This is a genomic window from Sphingobacterium sp. UBA5996 (assembly GCF_002429765.1).
In the GTDB taxonomy this organism is placed as follows: Bacteria; Bacteroidota; Bacteroidia; order Sphingobacteriales; family Sphingobacteriaceae; genus Sphingobacterium.
Genome location: NZ_DJAS01000021.1, coordinates 251,425 through 269,106, shown reverse-complemented (window position 1 = coordinate 269,106; position 17,682 = coordinate 251,425). Strand labels below are relative to the sequence as shown.

The 17,682-nt window shown below is 39.9% G+C and carries 17 protein-coding genes and 1 tRNA gene; 8 read left to right on the top strand and 10 right to left on the bottom strand.

Features of this window, described 5'->3' with window-relative positions; all coding sequences use genetic code 11:
- Positions 1 to 2: 2 nt before the first annotated feature.
- The 5 genes from ppk1 to B3E00_RS16070 form a co-directional block, all read right to left on the bottom strand.
- Positions 3 to 2,072, bottom strand: coding sequence for a polyphosphate kinase 1 (gene ppk1, locus B3E00_RS16090; protein WP_209575721.1), 2,070 nt, complete (start codon positions 2,070 to 2,072; stop codon positions 3 to 5).
- A gap of 150 nt (positions 2,073 to 2,222) precedes the next feature.
- A complete protein-coding gene (locus tag B3E00_RS16085) occupies positions 2,223 to 2,600 on the bottom strand; it encodes a hypothetical protein (RefSeq protein WP_209575719.1) in 378 nt (125 codons plus the stop codon).
- Positions 2,601 to 2,610: 10 nt separating this feature from the next.
- Positions 2,611 to 3,189: a DJ-1/PfpI family protein gene (locus B3E00_RS16080; protein WP_293881002.1), complete on the bottom strand. Its 579-nt coding sequence runs from the start codon at positions 3,187 to 3,189 to the stop codon at positions 2,611 to 2,613.
- A 77-nt stretch (positions 3,190 to 3,266) separates the two neighbouring features.
- Complete coding sequence (locus B3E00_RS16075; protein ID WP_209575714.1) at positions 3,267 to 3,830, bottom strand: NADPH-dependent FMN reductase; 564 nt, start codon at positions 3,828 to 3,830, stop codon at positions 3,267 to 3,269.
- A 129-nt stretch (positions 3,831 to 3,959) separates the two neighbouring features.
- Positions 3,960 to 4,907 carry a 1-aminocyclopropane-1-carboxylate deaminase/D-cysteine desulfhydrase gene (locus B3E00_RS16070; protein WP_293880999.1) on the bottom strand — a complete coding sequence of 316 codons (948 nt, stop codon included), beginning with the start codon at positions 4,905 to 4,907 and terminating at the stop codon, positions 3,960 to 3,962.
- An 18-nt stretch (positions 4,908 to 4,925) separates the two neighbouring features.
- Between B3E00_RS16070 and B3E00_RS16065 the strand changes: the two genes are divergently transcribed.
- Together B3E00_RS16065 and B3E00_RS16060 are read left to right on the top strand one after the other, a co-directional pair.
- The gene (locus tag B3E00_RS16065; RefSeq protein ID WP_293880997.1) at positions 4,926 to 5,972 is read left to right on the top strand and encodes an RluA family pseudouridine synthase; all 1,047 of its coding nucleotides are present in this window, start codon (positions 4,926 to 4,928) and stop codon (positions 5,970 to 5,972) included.
- 19 nt (positions 5,973 to 5,991) lie between these two features.
- On the top strand, positions 5,992 to 6,858 hold the full coding sequence (locus tag B3E00_RS16060) for an aminotransferase class IV (protein WP_293880995.1): 867 nt from the start codon (positions 5,992 to 5,994) through the stop codon (positions 6,856 to 6,858).
- A 51-nt stretch (positions 6,859 to 6,909) separates the two neighbouring features.
- On the opposite strand, the gene B3E00_RS16055 is transcribed toward B3E00_RS16060, so the two are convergent.
- Positions 6,910 to 7,485, bottom strand: coding sequence for an NADPH-dependent FMN reductase (locus tag B3E00_RS16055; RefSeq protein WP_293888258.1), 576 nt, complete (start codon positions 7,483 to 7,485; stop codon positions 6,910 to 6,912).
- Between the two features lie 217 nt (positions 7,486 to 7,702).
- Here B3E00_RS16055 and B3E00_RS16050 point away from each other — a divergent pair, with 217 nt between their 5' ends.
- Together B3E00_RS16050 and B3E00_RS16045 are read left to right on the top strand one after the other, a co-directional pair.
- Positions 7,703 to 8,215, top strand: coding sequence for a hypothetical protein (locus tag B3E00_RS16050; RefSeq protein WP_293880991.1), 513 nt, complete (start codon positions 7,703 to 7,705; stop codon positions 8,213 to 8,215).
- A 212-nt stretch (positions 8,216 to 8,427) separates the two neighbouring features.
- Entirely contained in the window at positions 8,428 to 9,378 is a 951-nt protein-coding gene (locus tag B3E00_RS16045) for a polysaccharide deacetylase family protein (protein ID WP_293888259.1), read from the top strand.
- A 100-nt stretch (positions 9,379 to 9,478) separates the two neighbouring features.
- Here the strand turns inward: B3E00_RS16045 and B3E00_RS16040 are convergent, their stop codons facing one another.
- Positions 9,479 to 10,060, bottom strand: a complete 582-nt coding sequence (locus B3E00_RS16040) for a PhnA domain-containing protein (protein ID WP_209575703.1) — start codon at positions 10,058 to 10,060, stop codon at positions 9,479 to 9,481.
- 280 nt (positions 10,061 to 10,340) lie between these two features.
- Here B3E00_RS16040 and ypfJ point away from each other — a divergent pair, with 280 nt between their 5' ends.
- Positions 10,341 to 11,210 (top strand): KPN_02809 family neutral zinc metallopeptidase, encoded by an 870-nt coding sequence (gene ypfJ / locus B3E00_RS16035; RefSeq protein WP_293939306.1) that lies wholly within the window; start codon positions 10,341 to 10,343, stop codon positions 11,208 to 11,210.
- Positions 11,211 to 11,322: 112 nt separating this feature from the next.
- On the opposite strand, the gene B3E00_RS16030 is transcribed toward ypfJ, so the two are convergent.
- Together B3E00_RS16030 and fabG are read right to left on the bottom strand one after the other, a co-directional pair.
- The gene (locus tag B3E00_RS16030; protein ID WP_293939304.1) at positions 11,323 to 12,303 is read right to left on the bottom strand and encodes an acyl transferase; all 981 of its coding nucleotides are present in this window, start codon (positions 12,301 to 12,303) and stop codon (positions 11,323 to 11,325) included.
- Between the two features lie 268 nt (positions 12,304 to 12,571).
- Positions 12,572 to 13,315, bottom strand: a complete 744-nt coding sequence (fabG, locus tag B3E00_RS16025) for a 3-oxoacyl-[acyl-carrier-protein] reductase (protein WP_293888266.1) — start codon at positions 13,313 to 13,315, stop codon at positions 12,572 to 12,574.
- Positions 13,316 to 13,782: 467 nt separating this feature from the next.
- Here fabG and B3E00_RS16020 point away from each other — a divergent pair, with 467 nt between their 5' ends.
- The 3 genes from B3E00_RS16020 to B3E00_RS16010 all read left to right on the top strand — a co-directional run bounded on the left by B3E00_RS16020 (position 13,783) and on the right by B3E00_RS16010 (position 17,180).
- Entirely contained in the window at positions 13,783 to 15,282 is a 1,500-nt protein-coding gene (locus B3E00_RS16020) for a malate:quinone oxidoreductase (RefSeq protein WP_209575696.1), read from the top strand.
- 214 nt (positions 15,283 to 15,496) lie between these two features.
- Entirely contained in the window at positions 15,497 to 16,114 is a 618-nt protein-coding gene (gene pnuC / locus B3E00_RS16015; protein ID WP_293880979.1) for a nicotinamide riboside transporter PnuC, read from the top strand.
- Positions 16,101 to 17,180 (top strand): acyl-CoA dehydrogenase, encoded by a 1,080-nt coding sequence (locus B3E00_RS16010; protein ID WP_293939302.1) that lies wholly within the window; start codon positions 16,101 to 16,103, stop codon positions 17,178 to 17,180. Before pnuC ends, B3E00_RS16010 begins: the two co-directional genes overlap by 14 nt.
- A 424-nt stretch (positions 17,181 to 17,604) precedes the next feature.
- On the opposite strand, the gene B3E00_RS16005 is transcribed toward B3E00_RS16010, so the two are convergent.
- Positions 17,605 to 17,676 (bottom strand) — tRNA-Arg (locus B3E00_RS16005).
- Positions 17,677 to 17,682: the final 6 nt, after the last annotated feature.

Here is a 17,682-nt window from a genome sequence, read left to right as displayed (position 1 = left end):
GCTTAATGATCAGCTAATTTTTTTTTCAGGTAATTGTATATTTCAATTTGTGACCGGCATGGCGCCTTGTTATTCTCGACATAATGATTACTCAGCGAATTGTTTAGTATCCGTGCTTTGACATTATCATTAAGCTGAATTTGAAGCATTTCTTTTAAATCCTCCTTTATTTTTTTGCTTGTTATTTTTACGGCTGCTTCAATACGATGATCCAGGTTTCTTGTCATCCAGTCTGCTGACGAAATAAATAGCTGCTCCCGGCCAGCGTTGTAAAAATACATCACACGTGCATGTTCTAGATATTCGTCTACTATTGAAATGGCATTCATCTGCAGTTTAAAATTCTTCTGGTTTGTTGCGCAGTAGATTCCCCTGATAATTAGGTCTATTTTAACACCAGCCGTTGCCGCATCGTAGAGCTTTTTAATCATTTCCTTGTCGCTCAATGAATTTACCTTCACAATGAGGTATGCTTTTCGGCCTGCTTTGGCTTCTGTAATTTCTTGGTCGATGTAATGGAGCAGCTCTTTGCGCATATCCGTTGGGCATACCAAAAGGCTTTTACAATTTTTGATAATTTCAGCGGGGTTTGATTTAGGACGTCGAAGGTAATTGAAAATCTTATTGATATCGGCAATCACATCTCTGTTACTTGTTAAGAGGCAATAGTCTCCATATAATTTTGCTGTTTTTTCATTGATATTTCCTGTACTGACAAAACCATATTGGATTGTTTTCATGCCAGCACGTTTTTTTATCACACATAGTTTTGCATGTACTTTTTTATTTGGGATACCAGTCAATACTTTAATGCCCTCCAATTCGAGTTTTTCCTTCCAGTCCAAGTTATTTTCCTCATCAAATCTTGCACGGAGTTCGAGCATCACGGTGACTTCTTTTCCATTGCGGGCGGCATTGATCAAGGCATTTGCAATTTTTGAATTTGAAGCTAAGCGGTATGCTGTAATCTGGATGGTCTTCACATCCGGATCCATTGCTGCCTCACGAAGAAGGTCAATAATCGGTCTAAACTCATGATATGGAAAGGAGAGAAGCACATCCTTTTTTAATACAGTATCCGTTACCCGCTCGTAATTTTGAAAATTAGGATGCGGAAACGACGTTCTTTCCAGTGGTTGATTGTAGGATTTAAATACATTTGGAAAGTCCATAAAGTGTTTAAAGTTGTGTATTTTCTGCCCTGGAATGATGCTGTCTTTTTTGGATAGGTTAAGTTTTTTGATCAAGAATTCCACCAACTTGGTGTTCATTTCCTGGTCGAATATAAAGCGTGTGGGTTTACCTTTTCGCCTATTTTTTACCCCTTTGCTAATTTTTTCAACAAGGCTTGTATTGATGTCGTTGTCAATGTCAAATTCGGCGTCTTTCGTCACTTTAAAGACATGAGCATGGAATACATCGAAACCAAAATAGGAAAATATTAATGGGAGATTAAACTTGATCACATCCTCCAAAAGTATAATGTGCTTTTCATCCTTTGGCGACGGTAACTGTACGAAGCGCCCATTTGAACTTGTAGGAATCTCAATGAGGGCAAATTTCGTTTCATATTGCCATTCCTTTTTGCCCATCGCAATACCTAAATAAAGACTCTTGTCGCGAATATAGGGCATTGGTCGTACGTCATCTAATATTAAGGGGATAACGTTCGATTCGACATCATCCTGGTAATAGTCACTGACAAATTTTTGCTGTTCGACATTCAGTTCTTCGCTGGTTTTAATATAGACATGCTGTTTGGCCATATCTTTTTGAATACGATTCCAGGTACTGTCAAATTTCTTTTGCTGTTTGATTACCCTGATATTGAGTTCTTCGAGGATGAGCTGTGGGTCTTCATAAAATGACTGGTTGGCACTTTTGTCTTTCAGGTCAATAGCTCGCTTTAGTCCAGCGACACGTACACGGAAAAATTCATCAAGGTTATTTGAAAAAATACCTAAAAATTTGATTCTTAAGGGTAAAGGAACCGTCTCGTCCGCAGCTTCTTGGAGCACTCTTCCATTAAAGCTCAACCAACTAACATCTCTAGGAATAAATTTCTTCGCCATAACTAAATATACGTAAATTTAAAAAGCAAAACTATAGCTCTAGCGCGGATAATCGAACTTTTTTGTGTTAACGAATTATTAAGTTATTCCAAAAAAAATCCCCAAAGTTTTATACAAACTTTGGGGATGTGTCTTTCCGTTTGGCAAGGTCTAGTCCTTTTTTCCGTATTTCTTTGAGATTTGAATTGCTTTGAATTTTGTGGTGTCGAAATGCGGTGTATCGATCGATAGACTTGTTGGATAAGGAGCCGTTCGATCGAAGAAGTACACGGTTGTGATACTTCCATAATCATTAACAGGCATGAGCTCAAGACAACCTGTATAGTCTGCATTTAAAACGTCACCCACGGTCACGGCATAGATACGGATAATACCACCTTTATTTTGTTCATTTCTGACAAACGCAACTTCCTTAAAACCTCCCGGTAAGTCTTCAATACTTTTTTGATTGAAGCTATCTTTTAAAATAAATCCCAACAGCACCAAAATTGGTATGACCAAAAGCCATAACCTTTTATTCTTCTTCATTAAAATACCCTTAAATTGTAATTGTTATGCCTAATAATTTGTAAAACTCTTTCAAAATTGCCTGATGTCCTGGCCAGGCGGGAGAAGTGACCAAATTTCCATCCACGACTGCCTGATCCGCAGGAATATTTTTCCATGTGCCGCCAGCCAATTCGATATCCGGACCTACAGCAACATAGGCGGTAAGCGTACGTCCTTCAAGAACCTTTGCTGCCGTTAACACTTGAATGCCATGACATATTGCCGCGACAGGTTTATTGTGCTCAAAGAAGTGTCTTGTAATCTCCAAAACACGTTTGTTGAGTCGGATATATTCTGCCGATCGGCCACCAGCAATATATAGACCATCATAATCTTCAACATTTACCTCATCAAAATCCTTATTGATAGCGAAATTATGTCCGCGCAATTCTTTGTAGGTCTGGTCACCCGTAAAATCATGGACCGCTGTTGGCACCACATCACCGCTTTTTCGGTCTGGTGCAATTGCATCTACAGTTATTCCTATGGAACCCATTGCCTGAAATGGAACCATCGCTTCGTAATCTTCTACAAAGTCTCCTACCAGTAATAATATTTTTTTTGCCATATCAAAAACCTCTTTTAATAGGTTATCAATTTACATATTAAAAGAGGTTTTCACAATGATTATTTGTTAATCTTTTGTCAACCTTGTATCGCTAATTTTTCCGCAAGGATACGTTTTGTCTTTCTTACTTTAGCCTCTAATTGACTTCTTAAGGTTGGATCTATAATCCCTTTACCTTCTTCAAAATTTTTGTGAAATTCAGGAAGAGAGAAAGAATCTAAGATATCCGCACCATCCCAGGTAATTCGGTTGACAGCAGTGTTCAATACCGTTGCACCACCCATTGGACCAGGGGCCGTAGCCAACAAGAAAACAGGTTTGCCGTTGAATAATTTACGATTAGGAATACGCGAAACCCAGTCAACGATATTTTTGTAGGCTGAAGTATACGACCCATTGTGTTCTGCCAAAGAAATCAAAAGAAAATCTGCCGCATCCATTTTAGCAGCAAAGTCATAGGCCAATTGCGGAATGCCTAGCTCGGCTTCTTTATCGTAAGAATAGATAGGCATTTCAAAATGGTTTAGGTCCAGCAGCTCGATGGTGTCTTCTGCTTCTTTGTAGTATTTGGACGTACTTGTAACGAACATTTTGTTGATAGAATTTTTATTGCTTGTGCCTGCAAATGCTAATATTTTCATCGTTATATCATTAATTTAATCTTTATTCCTTTTATTTTCGATCTCTCTTATTTTAAAAGATGGTCAAACTTACAATATAATCGCTAAAAAAAAGTCAATCAAATGTCCTTGTGCGCTATGGAAGTGTATTTATTGATGTAGATCAATAAAATTGAACCGTTCATACATCCCAAGAATCCCTGTTAATCCGCCGGTATGAACCACAAGTATTTTGTCTGCTGGAGTGAAGTAATCATTTTTAATCAGATCATCTAGGGCATAGAGCAATTTGCCGGTATATGTAGGTTCGATCATTATCCCGGTATTTGTTACAAAATTTTGAACAAAAGATAGTAAGTCGGCAGTTGTTTTTGCATATCCTCCAAAATGATAATTGAGATGTAAAATAGGGGGAGCTATGTTGGGGTAAAGTTGATCAACTTCCTCTTGAATAAAGCCACCATTCTTTAAAACAGGTATACCATGCACACGTGTAAGAGCATCTCGTTTATCTATGGCGTTGGCTATTCCGGCCAATGTTGTTCCGGTGCCACAAGCAGTAAAGATATGCTGGTATTCTTGTCGGAGTTCATCGACCAGTTCGGCGCATCCCTTAGCGCCTAAAATACCATAGCCCCCTTCATGAATATAGAAAGTGGTTGGATCCTGACCGAAATATGTTTTGTACAGATTCTCTTTATTTCGGTAAGATTCGCGTTCGACATAAATCAGCTGCATGCCAAAGAGTCGACACATGGCTAAAACAGGGTTGTTGACTCCTTCTTCCCCTCTGACAAAAGCGGTTGTTCTAAACTTAAAGGTCGCTCCGGCGCAGGCTGTAGCTAAAAGATGATTGCTCCAGGCACCACCAAATGTAACAAGATGACTCTTCTGAAGCCGTATTGCTTCCGCTAGATTGTATTTTAATTTGCGCCATTTATTGCCTGAAATAAAAGGATGTATGAGGTCATCCCGCTTAAGCGTTACTTTTACATGCTTCTTCTCCCAAGCGGGGAGATACAATTCAGTTTCGGGACTGTGGATTTTGAACGGCAACATAACATTAAATGAAAACAAATTTAACGAAAATTGTTTCATTTGGTTTATTTTTGTAGCATGACAGAACAAATTGGATTGCAAGATCAGGAAGAACAAGAATTATTTGAACATCTACGGATAGAGGTGGACAAGGGGCAGGCCTTACTCCGCATTGATAAATATCTGATGAACAGAGTCGAAAATGCGACACGGAGTAAAATTCAGCATGCGATAGAAGCAGGTTCTGTCATGGTCAACGGTAAGGAAATCAAGGCGAGCTATAAAGTTAGACCCGATGATGTGATTACATTGGTGTTGCCTGATCCCCCGCGTGATAACGAAGTCTATCCAGAAAATATTCCTTTGGATATCAAATATGAAGATGATGACGTTCTGATTGTGAACAAAGAAGCTGGAATGGTTGTACACCCAGGATATAATAATTATACAGGAACTTTGGTGAATGCGCTCACTTATCATATTCAGCAGTTGCCACAGCTACCAGGAAATTCTGATCGTCCGGGATTAGTACACCGAATTGATAAAGATACTTCTGGGCTATTGGTTATCGCCAAAAATGAAAAGTCCATGGCCTTTTTGGCGAAACAGTTTTTCGACCACAGTATTACACGCAAGTATATCGCCATGGTATGGGGTGATTTAAAAGAAGATGGAACGATAACAGGTTATATTGGACGTCACCTAAAAGACAGACGCATCATGGCGATGTATGATAGTGAAGACAAGGGGCGTTGGTCGGTAACACACTATAAGGTTTTGGAACGCTTAGGTTATGTAACTTTAATCGAATGCCAGCTAGAAACGGGAAGAACACATCAGATCCGTACGCATATGCAGTCTATCGGGCATCCGCTGTTTAACGATGCAATGTATGGTGGAGACAAGATTTTAAAAGGTACCGTGTTTTCAAAGTATAAGCAGTTTGTCGATAACTGTTTTTCTTTGCTGCCTCGTCAAGCTCTTCATGCGCAAGTACTGGGATTTATTCATCCTGCTACAAAAGAAAATATGTACTTTGAAGTACCATACCCTGAAGATTTTCGTTTAGCTTTAGAAAAATGGCGTGGATACGCAGCAAATTCAATGGCTGTAGAAAATGGTTAAAATTTAGAACAGAATTAAGATGCCAACAAACTATATTAATTTCAATGGCAATGTAGTGCCGGAAAATCAGGAAATATTTAGCATTGAGAATAGAGGTTTTCGTTACGGGGATGGATTGTTCGAAACCATGCTCTATAAGGATGGTGATATCCGTTTTCTAAATTTTCATGTCGAACGCTTACAGAAAGGCATGGAATTGATTCATCTGGACGATGCAAATCTTTTCGACGAATTTTTTATTCGTTCGCGTTCCGAAGAATTAATCCGTAAAAATAATATGTTGGGGCAACAGGTCCGTATCCGATTGATCGTATTTAGATCAGGGGGCGGGCTGTATAGTCCGACAAGTAATAAGCCCGGCTTTGTTTTGCAGGTACAACGTCTAGAACCCAATCTGCGTGATAAGAAGGTGGGGCTGATCGTAGGCTTGTACAATGAATTTAAAAAACCGTATAGCGATCTGTCAAAAATTAAGTCTTTAAATGCGCAGATTTATGTTTTGGCCGGTATTTATAAAAAGAAAATGGCCTTTGACGATGTATTGATCCTAAATCAGGAGGGCTACTTATGTGAATCACTGACATCCAATATTTTTGTCTTTTATGAGAAAGTACTTTACACCCCTGCGCTGTCCGAAGGATGTATCGAGGGAGTTATGCGTAGGGTAGTGATGGACATGGCACAAGATGAGGGTATCGAGGTCGTTGAAGCCCAAATAAGCCCCGAAATTATGAAGCGGGCCGACGAGATTTTCTGTACCAATGCTGTACAGGGTGTGCAATGGGTGATGGGATATAAGCAAAAGCGTTATTTCAATAAAATATCCCGTATTCTGCAGGAAAAACTGCTAAACTGGAACTATGATATCAGTGATGAACAAGACTAGTACGATAGCGTCGTGGTGCCAAGAGCAGCGAAAATTAACAAAGGGCGGGAATTAATCCTGCCCTTTGTTAGTTATAAACTGCTCAGCCCATTGCTCAAATGCTTGTTTAAAGCTGTGTAGAAAATCCTTGGTTTCTCCGGATTCAATTTTGCCGTCAGATCCGATACTTGACTCAATATCACCAATATATGCTTCGGGTTGTTGCATTGTCAAGAGATTGACGAATACAAGGGATTGCCGGAGATGGTGATTGGCACCAAAACCGCCTAACGCCCCAATTGAAGAAGATATTACTGCAGCAGGTTTGCCATCCCAATTGTTCTTACCATAAGGTCTTGATCCTACATCAATTGCATTTTTCAACACAGCAGGAACTGAACGGTTATATTCTGCCGTGATAAAGAGCACTGCGTCCAATGCATTAATCTCCTCACGAAATCTTGTATAGCTAGCCGGCGGAGTGCCTTCATCATCGAAATCCTGATTATACAAAGGGAGATCGCCAATATCGATCAGGCTATAGCGAAATTTAGATTCCTCCTGATCAACGATATACTCTGCAATCTTTTTGTTAAACGAGTTTTTTCTTAAGCTACCAACCAATATACCTACGTTATATATGCTCATCGTATTTATTATTAAAGTTTCTATTATCTATTTATTTGAACAACATAGTATCCAATAATGTTTTTACTTTATTGCGAATAATACAGGTGTTCAACCTGTTAATAATGAGTTTTTTATCGATTGGTTAACAAAAATTAACATTTCGATATTAATCTTTTGCATACAGTTTGTTGTCGTATTGTAAAGAAGAAATTACAAACTAAGGGAGGAGTTACTTATGAAAAAATTGCTTTATGCAGCTGCTATCATTGCAGGCCTTTTTACGGCAAATGCTGCCCAGGCGCAAGTCAGTATTCGCGTCAACATCGGAAGTCAGCCTAATTGGGGCCCAGTAGGCTATGATTATGCCCGCTATTATTATATTCCAGAATATAATATGTATTACGATGTGCCCGCGAGATGTTATGTTTATTACGACAATGGCGGCTGGGTAAGGAGAGCTAACCTTCCTAGAAGATATAGACACTATGATTTTTATCGAGTACACAAGGTAGTTATCAACGACCGTACACCGTGGCATCATCACGACCGATATAGAAGTCGTTACGGGGGCTACCGCGGAAGACAGGTAGCCATTCGCGACAGCCATCATGGCGGTGGGTATTCATTTGCGAGCGAGCGCCGCAAAGTGAGCCGCGGACATTCATGGAATGAAGGCCATCGACACGATAGAGGACCTGGTCATCATGGACGCGGTAAGGGGCATGGACCTGGAAAGCACAGGCACTAATTTGTTACATTGAAATACAATCGTTCAATTGAAATACAAGGTCAATTGAAGTACAAAGAAGAATCTATAAGGCCATAGATTCTTCTTTTTTTACGCCCAAATAAATTAAGAAACATAATACCTTGATTCATAAAAATTATCTTAATTTTGCGCTACAATAAACCTACATGAGGCGCATGTAGTCTTCACGATAGGTTTTTGAAACAATAGTAATGCGTAAGTTAATTTTTGTAATGAGAAAAGGGATTCGTTTAGGTGCTGTATGGATAGGTTTGGGGATAGTTAGTTTAGGATTATATGCCTGTGATCAAGGAGGGAAGAGCAAGGTTCAAAATGGTGATACTACGGATGATTCCATCCCGGCCGTAAAAGATAGTTTAGTTACAGTGCAGGACTCGATCAGTAACGTGGATTCCTTACAAAAAGATACCATTGCTAAAACGGAAGAAGATAAGCCCTTTAAAAGCGCTAAAGATACAACCGTATTATTGACCGATACTGTTTCTCCGCGCTATATATATCTTACTTTTGACGATGGCCCTCTGAATGGAAGTCAGTATCTTGATTCCATTGCAACTGCAAAGGGTATTAAAATCAATACTTTTCTGATTGGACATCATGATAAAATGAGTAAAAAGCTGCACAGCTATACCGAACGTTACAAGAATAATCCTTTAGTTGATTGTTATAACCATAGTTTTTGGCATGCGCACGACAAGTATACTGTATTTTATTCCAATCCGCAGGCTGCTTTTGAGGATTTTGAACATGCTGAGCAATCCTTGGGGCTCGAGCATAAAATCGTGCGATTGCCGGGAAGAAATATTTGGTATATCGGAGACCGTAAGAAAGTTGATTTGAAAACAGGGGGATCAACGGCCGAGTTACTGCATCAAAATGGTTATAAGGTCATTGGTTGGGATTGTGAATGGAAAATTAATGGTGTGACGGGAAAACCAGACTTGTCGGTAAATCAGTTATATACCCAAATGAAGAATCTACTTCGTAAAGGAACGTCGTATACGAAAAACAATGTGGTACTGTTGACACATGATAATATGTACCAGACTAAAAAAGGACAGCGACTTTTATCAGATTTAATCGATAGCCTAAAACAACATCCAAACTATCACTTTGAGTTTGTGCGGAATTATCCCAGATAGTGAGAATAGTTAAAACAAATAAAAAGGTATAAAAGCGAAAGGCTTAAAAAGAGTGGAATGACCGTGTCTTTTTAAGCCTTTAGCTTTTAAAGAGCAATACTTAGTTTTGTTTACGGAGATATTTGGTTAAAATAACGATCGTCTGACCTTCAATCTTTCCTTCAATCTGCTCAATGTTGTTAGCTACCAATCTGATATTCTTTACAACTGTACCTAACGTGGCTTTAAGAGAAGAGCCCTTTACGTCGAGTGTTTTTGTTAATACAACCGTGTCACCTTCAAAGAGTCTTTGACCAATGCTATCTTCATGAAAAGAAACATAGCCATCATTTTCGTGGTCGCCGGTTTTTTTGGCTTCAGCCAACGTTTCATCGTCCAAATATAAAATATCCAATGCTTCCGATGCCCAGCCTTCATTTTTTAACCGGCTTAACATCCGCCAGCATACAATTTGTACAGCCGGATTTTCAGACCACATCGCATTTGGAAGAAACTTCCAGTCTTCGGGATTTAATTGTTCTGTCTTATTAAGCTGGTTGACTAATTTTTCTGAAATCAGTAAGGTATTGTCCAAATTTGCCGTTATTTCTGGAGGTAGTGTATAGGCAACTAAAGTCAATTCATTGCCCGTTAATTCACATTTTCCGCCAGCTCTCGCCTGTAATTGTTCTTCTAACTTCATATCTTTTTTTTGAAAGTCCAAACTTAGCCAAATTTGTTTTGACACGCAATGACCAATATCACAACTTTACTAATTTAGCCGCTTCTATTGCTATTTTAATGCACTGCTTTGGATGATGAACATCTTTCAATACCCGTGAATTTATGGCGTTAAAAAATGTTGGACTGCAAATGCGCTACAATTTTTTTCTTAAAATAAAGCCTTTGTATGTAGAACATTGGTATTGATTTTGTATTAGTCCAGCTTTGGAAACGATTATTAACTATAATTTAGCGATACTATGAAATGGCAAGGAGGAAAACAAAGTGGTAATTTTGAAGACCGCAGGGGGATGTCGGGTGGTGGAAAAATAGCATTAGGTGGAATAGGGGGGATTATTGTTTTAGTCATAGGATTTCTGATGGGAGGAGATCCGACGCAACTTTTACAACAAGCCCAGAATATGGGGGCGCAGACCGAACAGTCGGGGCAGCCACGTGAGCTAAATCCTGAAGAGAAAAGACTAACAGAGTTTTCATTGACTGTGCTCCAAAGTACCGAAGACGTTTGGACAAAGCTATTTAAAGAGCAAATGCAGAAAAACTATACACCAACAACACTTGTGTTTTACGATGGTGGCACGCAAACAGACGGTTGTGGTATGGGGCAGGCGTCTTATGGCCCTTTCTATTGTCCTGGTGATCAAAAAATTTATCTCGATTTAAGCTTCAGTAAAGAGTTGTCAGATAAATTTGGAGCAAAAGGGGAATTTGCGATGGCTTATGTGATAGCACATGAGGTTGGACATCATATTCAGCAACTGGTTGGACTATTACCCCAAACCAATGCAGCACGCGGTAAGCTCAGTGAGCGGGAAAATAATAAAATCTCTGTCATGACCGAACTACAGGCGGATTTTTATGCGGGCGTATGGGCACATTATCTCAACGAGTATACCGATATAAAAATTGATTATAACGATATTATGGATGGCATGAAAGCGGCTGAAGCGGTCGGCGATGATAAGCTGCAAACAGAAGCACAGGGTTATGCTGTACCAGAATCATTCACCCATGGAACATCCGCACAGCGTATGGCCTGGTTTAAAAAAGGATATGATTCTGGGGATATGCGATCGGGTAACACCTTTGAGGATCCAGGCCTGAAATAAGCGTCGATTTTAATGAAATAAAAAAACACTTGAGCACACCATGATCAAGTGTTTTTTTTAGTTCAGTATCGGCAATTCGCTACAATGCTATCTCATACTGTTTTTCAAACCCTTATTGAACCAGCAAGTTGCAACCCCGTATATCACTTTGGTCAAACCGGCCCAATATTTCAAAGGATCCATCCGCGTGTACTTTTCCTAGATCCTGTGTTGCGATAAACGAACAGGAATAGCGATTCGCTAGATCGATAACATTAATTCCTCCAGATTTATTCGAAGGAATCAAACTCAATGGATCATTGGTATCCCGGATCAGTATTTTCATCCATTTGGGTAGCTGAAAAATTCCTTGACCAGAGGAATAACCCTGAGATAGTAGTTCCGTCATCCCATATTCAGAATGAATTCCGACCACACCGAACGCTTTTTCAAGAAGCTGATGGATTTCTTGTTTGACCATTTCCCTGCGCTTTCCTTTCATTCCTCCTGTTTCCATAATGATTAATTCTGGAAAATCGAAGGCATAGTGTTCAATAAAATCGAGAAGGGCATACGTCACTCCGAAGAGTATCGTTTTCGTTCCTTTATTTTTGAGCCGGACAAGTGTTTCGTATAGTTCTTGATGGTTATACAGAAAGTAATTGCTTTCAGGCTGATCACTTTGTTTCATAAGATCGTCAACCATATATATCAAAGAAGATCCACTTCTCTCGAGGTAAGAAGGGAGAAGTGCGAGTACGGCAATATTGCTCAAAGGGCCATAGCAATCTTCGAAGATCCGACGAAAGGTATGTTCATAAATATTCAGGTCGGCCACAAAATGTTTCGAGGTCAGCATTCCCGTCGTACCGGAGCTGGAAAAGACCATTTCAGCCTCCATTCCTTCGGTGATAACCTGTTGGGTTTTGAAAAATTCAATAGGTAGGAAAGGAATCTCGGTATAGTGTTCAATAACGGCTTTTTCCTTTCCCAAGATGCGGATATAGTCCCGATAAATTTTGCAATGCTGGCTTTGGAATTGGTAGGTCTCTAAACACTGCTGATTAAAATCATACTCGGTTTTAATCTCAAAAAAATCCTTCCAATTCGTCATAGCATTTAAAAATTTGATAGACAAAATTAACTAAAATTTGGAAACATTAACAGGTCTTATTGTTTCAGTTTTATCGGATGCGTAGTGAAGTTGAACGATAGCATAGCCGATAAGCAGGTGCAGGCAAGAATTCTTGGGGCTAAGCTGCAGCGCGCGTGTTCACTTGTGTACGATAGGTATGTACTGGAGCTGCTAGGAAAGCGCATGCCATACATATCGTGTAACAAGCTCAGATCCAATGTAAAAAAGCATCTGAGCTTGTTTATGTTTATAGCATACCGCCGTCAACAGGAAGAACCTGGCCGGTTACGTACGCCGATAAGTCGGATGCTAAATAAAGACAGGCATGAGCAACATCTTCCGGCTGTCCCGCGCGTTTCAACGGAATTCCTGCTTCCCATCCGGCAACAACTTTCGGATCCAATACATCCGTCATTTCCGTCCGTATAAAACCTGGAGCAACAACGTTAGCACGGATATTACGCGAACCTAATTCTTTTGCGACAGATTTTGTGAACCCGATAATACCTGCTTTTGAGGCAGCGTAATTCGCCTGACCAGCATTGCCCTGAACACCCACTACCGAAGACATATTAATAAATGAACCCTTGCGGTTTTTCATCATAATTTTTGAAGCTGCCTTGGTGACGTTAAACACCGACTTGAGGTTGACATTTAAGACATCGTCCCAATTTTCTTCAGTCATACGCATCAATAAGCCGTCTTTTGTGATACCCGCATTGTTTACAACAATATCCAGTCCACCGAAATCGGCAACAATGGAATTGATTAGTTGTTCCGATTCTTCAAATTTTGAAGCATCAGAACGATAGCCGATTACTTTCGTACCGAAAGCCTGAAGCTCCTGCTCTAACGCCTGTCCTTTTTCGACAGAAGAAAGATATGTGAAAGCGACGTTAGCACCATGTTGTGCAAAAACTTCTGCAATTTTCCTTCCGATTCCTTTCGATGCTCCTGTTATTAAAGCAATTTTTCCTTCGAGTATTTTCATCTGTATAAGTTATTTATCTTTAATTATTTACGATACGACATAGATCCATCGTTCCGACTTCCTCCCGCGTTGCTCTTCCTACACATTATGGAGATCAATACGACACGGGCGCTTTCCTTCGGTCGCTATCCAGCTATGCCACAGCGATTCTTTTTTTTTATTTTTTATCCCTGTCGCTTCTAGACATTTTGCAAAAATGTTAAAACTATATTATAACACAAAATCTTTCGATAAATAACGGTCTAAATTAGCAGAACATTATGCCTTCAGCTGATGTTTACAAAAGCGTTGCTTGCTATTTTTTTAGCGAACGGATTTAGTGGTTAACAGTAAGCGTTTACTCACTTTATATAATTTTAATAAATCCATGGTATTTTTGAATAAGTGCTTCTAAAAAGTACAGTTTTTTGACAAAAGACTTGGACGTTTATCAAAAACTATATTAAATTTGCATCAATCACAAAAACATGAGCAAAAAATCAAATAAAGAAGTTGACGTTGTTCTAATCGGCGCCGGTATTATGAGTGCTACTTTGGGTACTCTAATCAATGAATTAAGCCCAGACGTTAATATTGAAATTCTTGAGCGTTTGGATGTTGTGGCTGCTGAAAGTTCAGACGCTTGGAATAATGCTGGCACGGGTCACTCTGCCTTATGCGAGTTAAATTATACGCCCGAACAGAAAGATGGTTCTGTAAAGATTGATAAAGCAGTGAAAATTGCTGAGCAATTTGAGGTATCTAAGCAGTTTTGGTCCTACCTTGTTGATAAAGGCATCATTACCCAGCCTGAAAATTTTATCCGTAGTATTCCACACCTGAGTGCGGTTTTTGGTGAAAAAGATGCTAAATTTCTAAAAACAAGATGGGAAACGTTAACGACCCAAAACTTGTTTAAGGGGATGGAGTATACCGAAGATGCTGAATTGCTGAAATCATGGATTCCATTGATGATGGAGGGGCGTGATAAAAACGAAAAGATTGCTGCAACGAAAATGGATCTTGGTACAGATGTCAATTTTGGCTCATTGACACGTGATTTGATCGCTAATCTTGCAAATAAAGAAAATATATCCATTTCGCTAAACCATGAAGTCATTGACATCGAACGTGAAGATGATGGCCGTTGGGAAGTGGAGGTCAAAGATTTAAAAACAGGAGTAAAGAGAGAAATCAAAGCGAAATTTGTATTTATTGGTGCTGGTGGACACTCCTTGCTGTTGTTGGAAAAATCTGGAATACCAGAAGCAAAAGGGTATGGTGGCTTTCCGGTAGGAGGCCAATGGCTGCGTTGCGTGAATGAGGAGATTATTAATGCCCACCACGCCAAAGTGTACGGCAAAGCCTCTGTAGGTGCTCCACCGATGTCTGTGCCGCATTTAGATACGCGTTATATCGATGGCAAACAAGCTTTGTTATTTGGGCCTTATGCGGGTTTTTCAACAAAATTCCTCAAACAGGGGTCTTATTTCGATCTACCGGCTTCTATCAAGTTGTCGAATATCCGACCGATGCTATCTGCCGGACTTGATAATTTGCCCTTGACCAAGTATTTGATCACAGAAGTCATGAAATCTCCGAAAGATAAACTGGAATCATTGAAACAATTTATGCCCACAGCAAAATTGGAGGACTGGGTGATTGAGAAGGCGGGACAACGGGTTCAGGTGATCAAGAAAGATGAGAAGAGAGGTGGAATTTTGGAATTTGGAACAGAGGTCGTTTCTAGTTCAGATGGCTCTATTGCCGCGTTATTGGGCGCTTCTCCTGGCGCTTCTACCTCTGTTGCTATCATGATCAGTTTGCTGAAGAAATGTTTTCCTGAGCGTGCTAAATCAGATGAATACCGCAAGAAGTTACGTGAGATGATACCATCACACGGTAAATCATTGAACGATGATGCACAGCTTTGTAAAGAAACACGTATACGCACACATAAGGCGCTGAAATTAATCGATATCGATTAATCAATTCGACCGCCAATATACTTGAGGGGTGCTTCGAATGGCTTTGGCCGTTCTGGGCTGAGATTATACCCAATAAAAGCGATTGTTCCTCTTTGTACAATCGCTTTTATATACCTGATCCAGGTAATGCTGGCGTAGGGATTTAATTTCAATAAAAACAGCTTTTTTCCCCGAAGGTTTATTATAAGATCACAAGCAATAATAAACAATTCGAATGACTCCCGAATCCATTATCGACGCTTTTATAAAACAGATGCAGCAGGCCACAGTAGCGGAATGGCTAGGGGTTTCTTTCGGCATTCTGCAAGTCTGGTTTTCACGGCAAAATAAATCAATCCATTATATTTTTGGAATTATAGGCATACTGATATCCGTATATGTATTATTTCATGCAAAACTGTATGCTGAAATATTGTTGCACCTGTATTATTTAGTCATGAGCATCTACGGCTGGATGTATTGGAAATATAGCAGTGACGTCGCTACGCCGATAACGCATTGTGAAAAGAAAGATTGGTGGATAGTAAGCTTTATCTGCACCGCTGGTTTTCTGTTGTTCTATTTTGGATTGGTGCACTTAACAGACTCGGATGTTCCACTATGGGATTCTGCCGTTTCTTGTACCGCTTGGGCAGGAATGTGGTTGTTGGCAAAACGTAAAATAGAAAATTGGATACTGTTGAACATTAGCAATCTAATGGCTATTCCGTTATTGATCCATAAAGGATTGTTCCTTTATTCCGGACTGACTTTGTTTTTATTTGTGATGGCATTTAGTGGATATTTAAATTGGAGGAAAATCATACGTGAAGAGAGATATGCAACTCAATAGTGCGGATATTGCAATTCTGAAAGACAGTCAGGCAAAAGGTATTCAGCAGAAATCCTTGTCGGATGAACAGTTGGAGCTAATCTATCGCAGAAAATGGTTCAAAATCTGGATTCCCGTTGAATTGGGGGGATTAGGTTTAACGGTGCCCGAAGGTCTCAATGTATTGGCTGATTTAGCGTATTGGGACGGCGGGCTGGCCTGGACAGTTACATTATGTTCGGGAGCAAATCTTTTTGTGAGTTTTATTGACCCCGTTTTAGGTGATCAAATTTTTAAAACGGAACGCGTTTGTTTCGGTGGTAGCGGTCAGGCATCTGGCACAGCAACGCGCGATGGTGAACATTATCGACTCACAGGATTTTGGAAATACGCCACTGGAGCTCCCCATTTAACCCATTTTACGTTGAATGCAACGATTCAGGAAGAGGGCAAACCCGTATTGGATGACAAGGGAGATCCCCTTGTAAAATCATTTTTTGTCGATAGGGAACATGCGCTGGTTCATTATGACTGGGATACATTCGGATTAGAAGTGACAGCCTCGCACTCTTTTTCGCTGCAGGACGTTCCTGTTGATGGTAAACGGTGTTTCGAAATCAATGCGGCAAAAAGCACACGCAGTGATCTACGCTATCAATATCCCTTTATGCCTTTTGCTGAGTTGACCCTGCTGGCCAATTTTATCGGGATGTATAAGCGATTTCTGGATTTGATTGAAAAACTGTTTGTGTTAAAAAGTAAAGCGTCCAAATGGGAGCATGCAGCGAGTAAAGCTGCTTTCGACATGCTCGATGAACTTCAACAGGATTTCATAATACAAAAGGATGCTATCCTGAATTTGGCTGATCATTCTTGGGATAACCTCAGCAATGGAATCGATAATGCCTTAATTTATGCGCAAATAGCGACGCAAAGCCGTGATTTTGTGTCTTCCATCTTAATGAATACCGCTAAACTCTATCCTCATGCAGGGATTTTGGGGGCGGCCGTTGACCAAGAGATCAATATCATCTTCCGAAATATTTTTACTGCTTCACAGCATAAGTTGTTGCAAAAAAGTATATAAATAAAAGCTTAGTTTAAAGAATTTTTTGTTACAAATGCTGGGTTATCTACAGATTTTCCGCTGCTAATTTTTGATGTGCCAAAAGAAGACCAACTTGTAACCAACTCGACCCTTTTTGCAGTGCTTGCTCAGTGCTCGTTCAGTGCTTACTCAGTGGTGATTCAGTGACGAGTGAACAAGCACTGAATCACCACTGGTTAATAATTGTTCTAAAGCTGTGTTTAGGGGTAAATTGGTGTTAGGATATCTTCTTTCTAATTGGTATCTTAGCTATTTTTTGCCATGACATAGCCAACCGATTCGCACGCATTGCGGAATTTTTGCCGTTAAGGAATGCTGAGGAATATTAAAATGGCGAAGTCAACATGGCGCTGGATTAGGTATATAAAAAAAGGAGACAATTTCTTTGAAATGTCTCCTTTTGTGTTCCCGGCGGGGGTCGAACCCACATCGTCAGAACCGGAATCTGAAATTCTATCCATTGAACTACGGGAACGTCCCG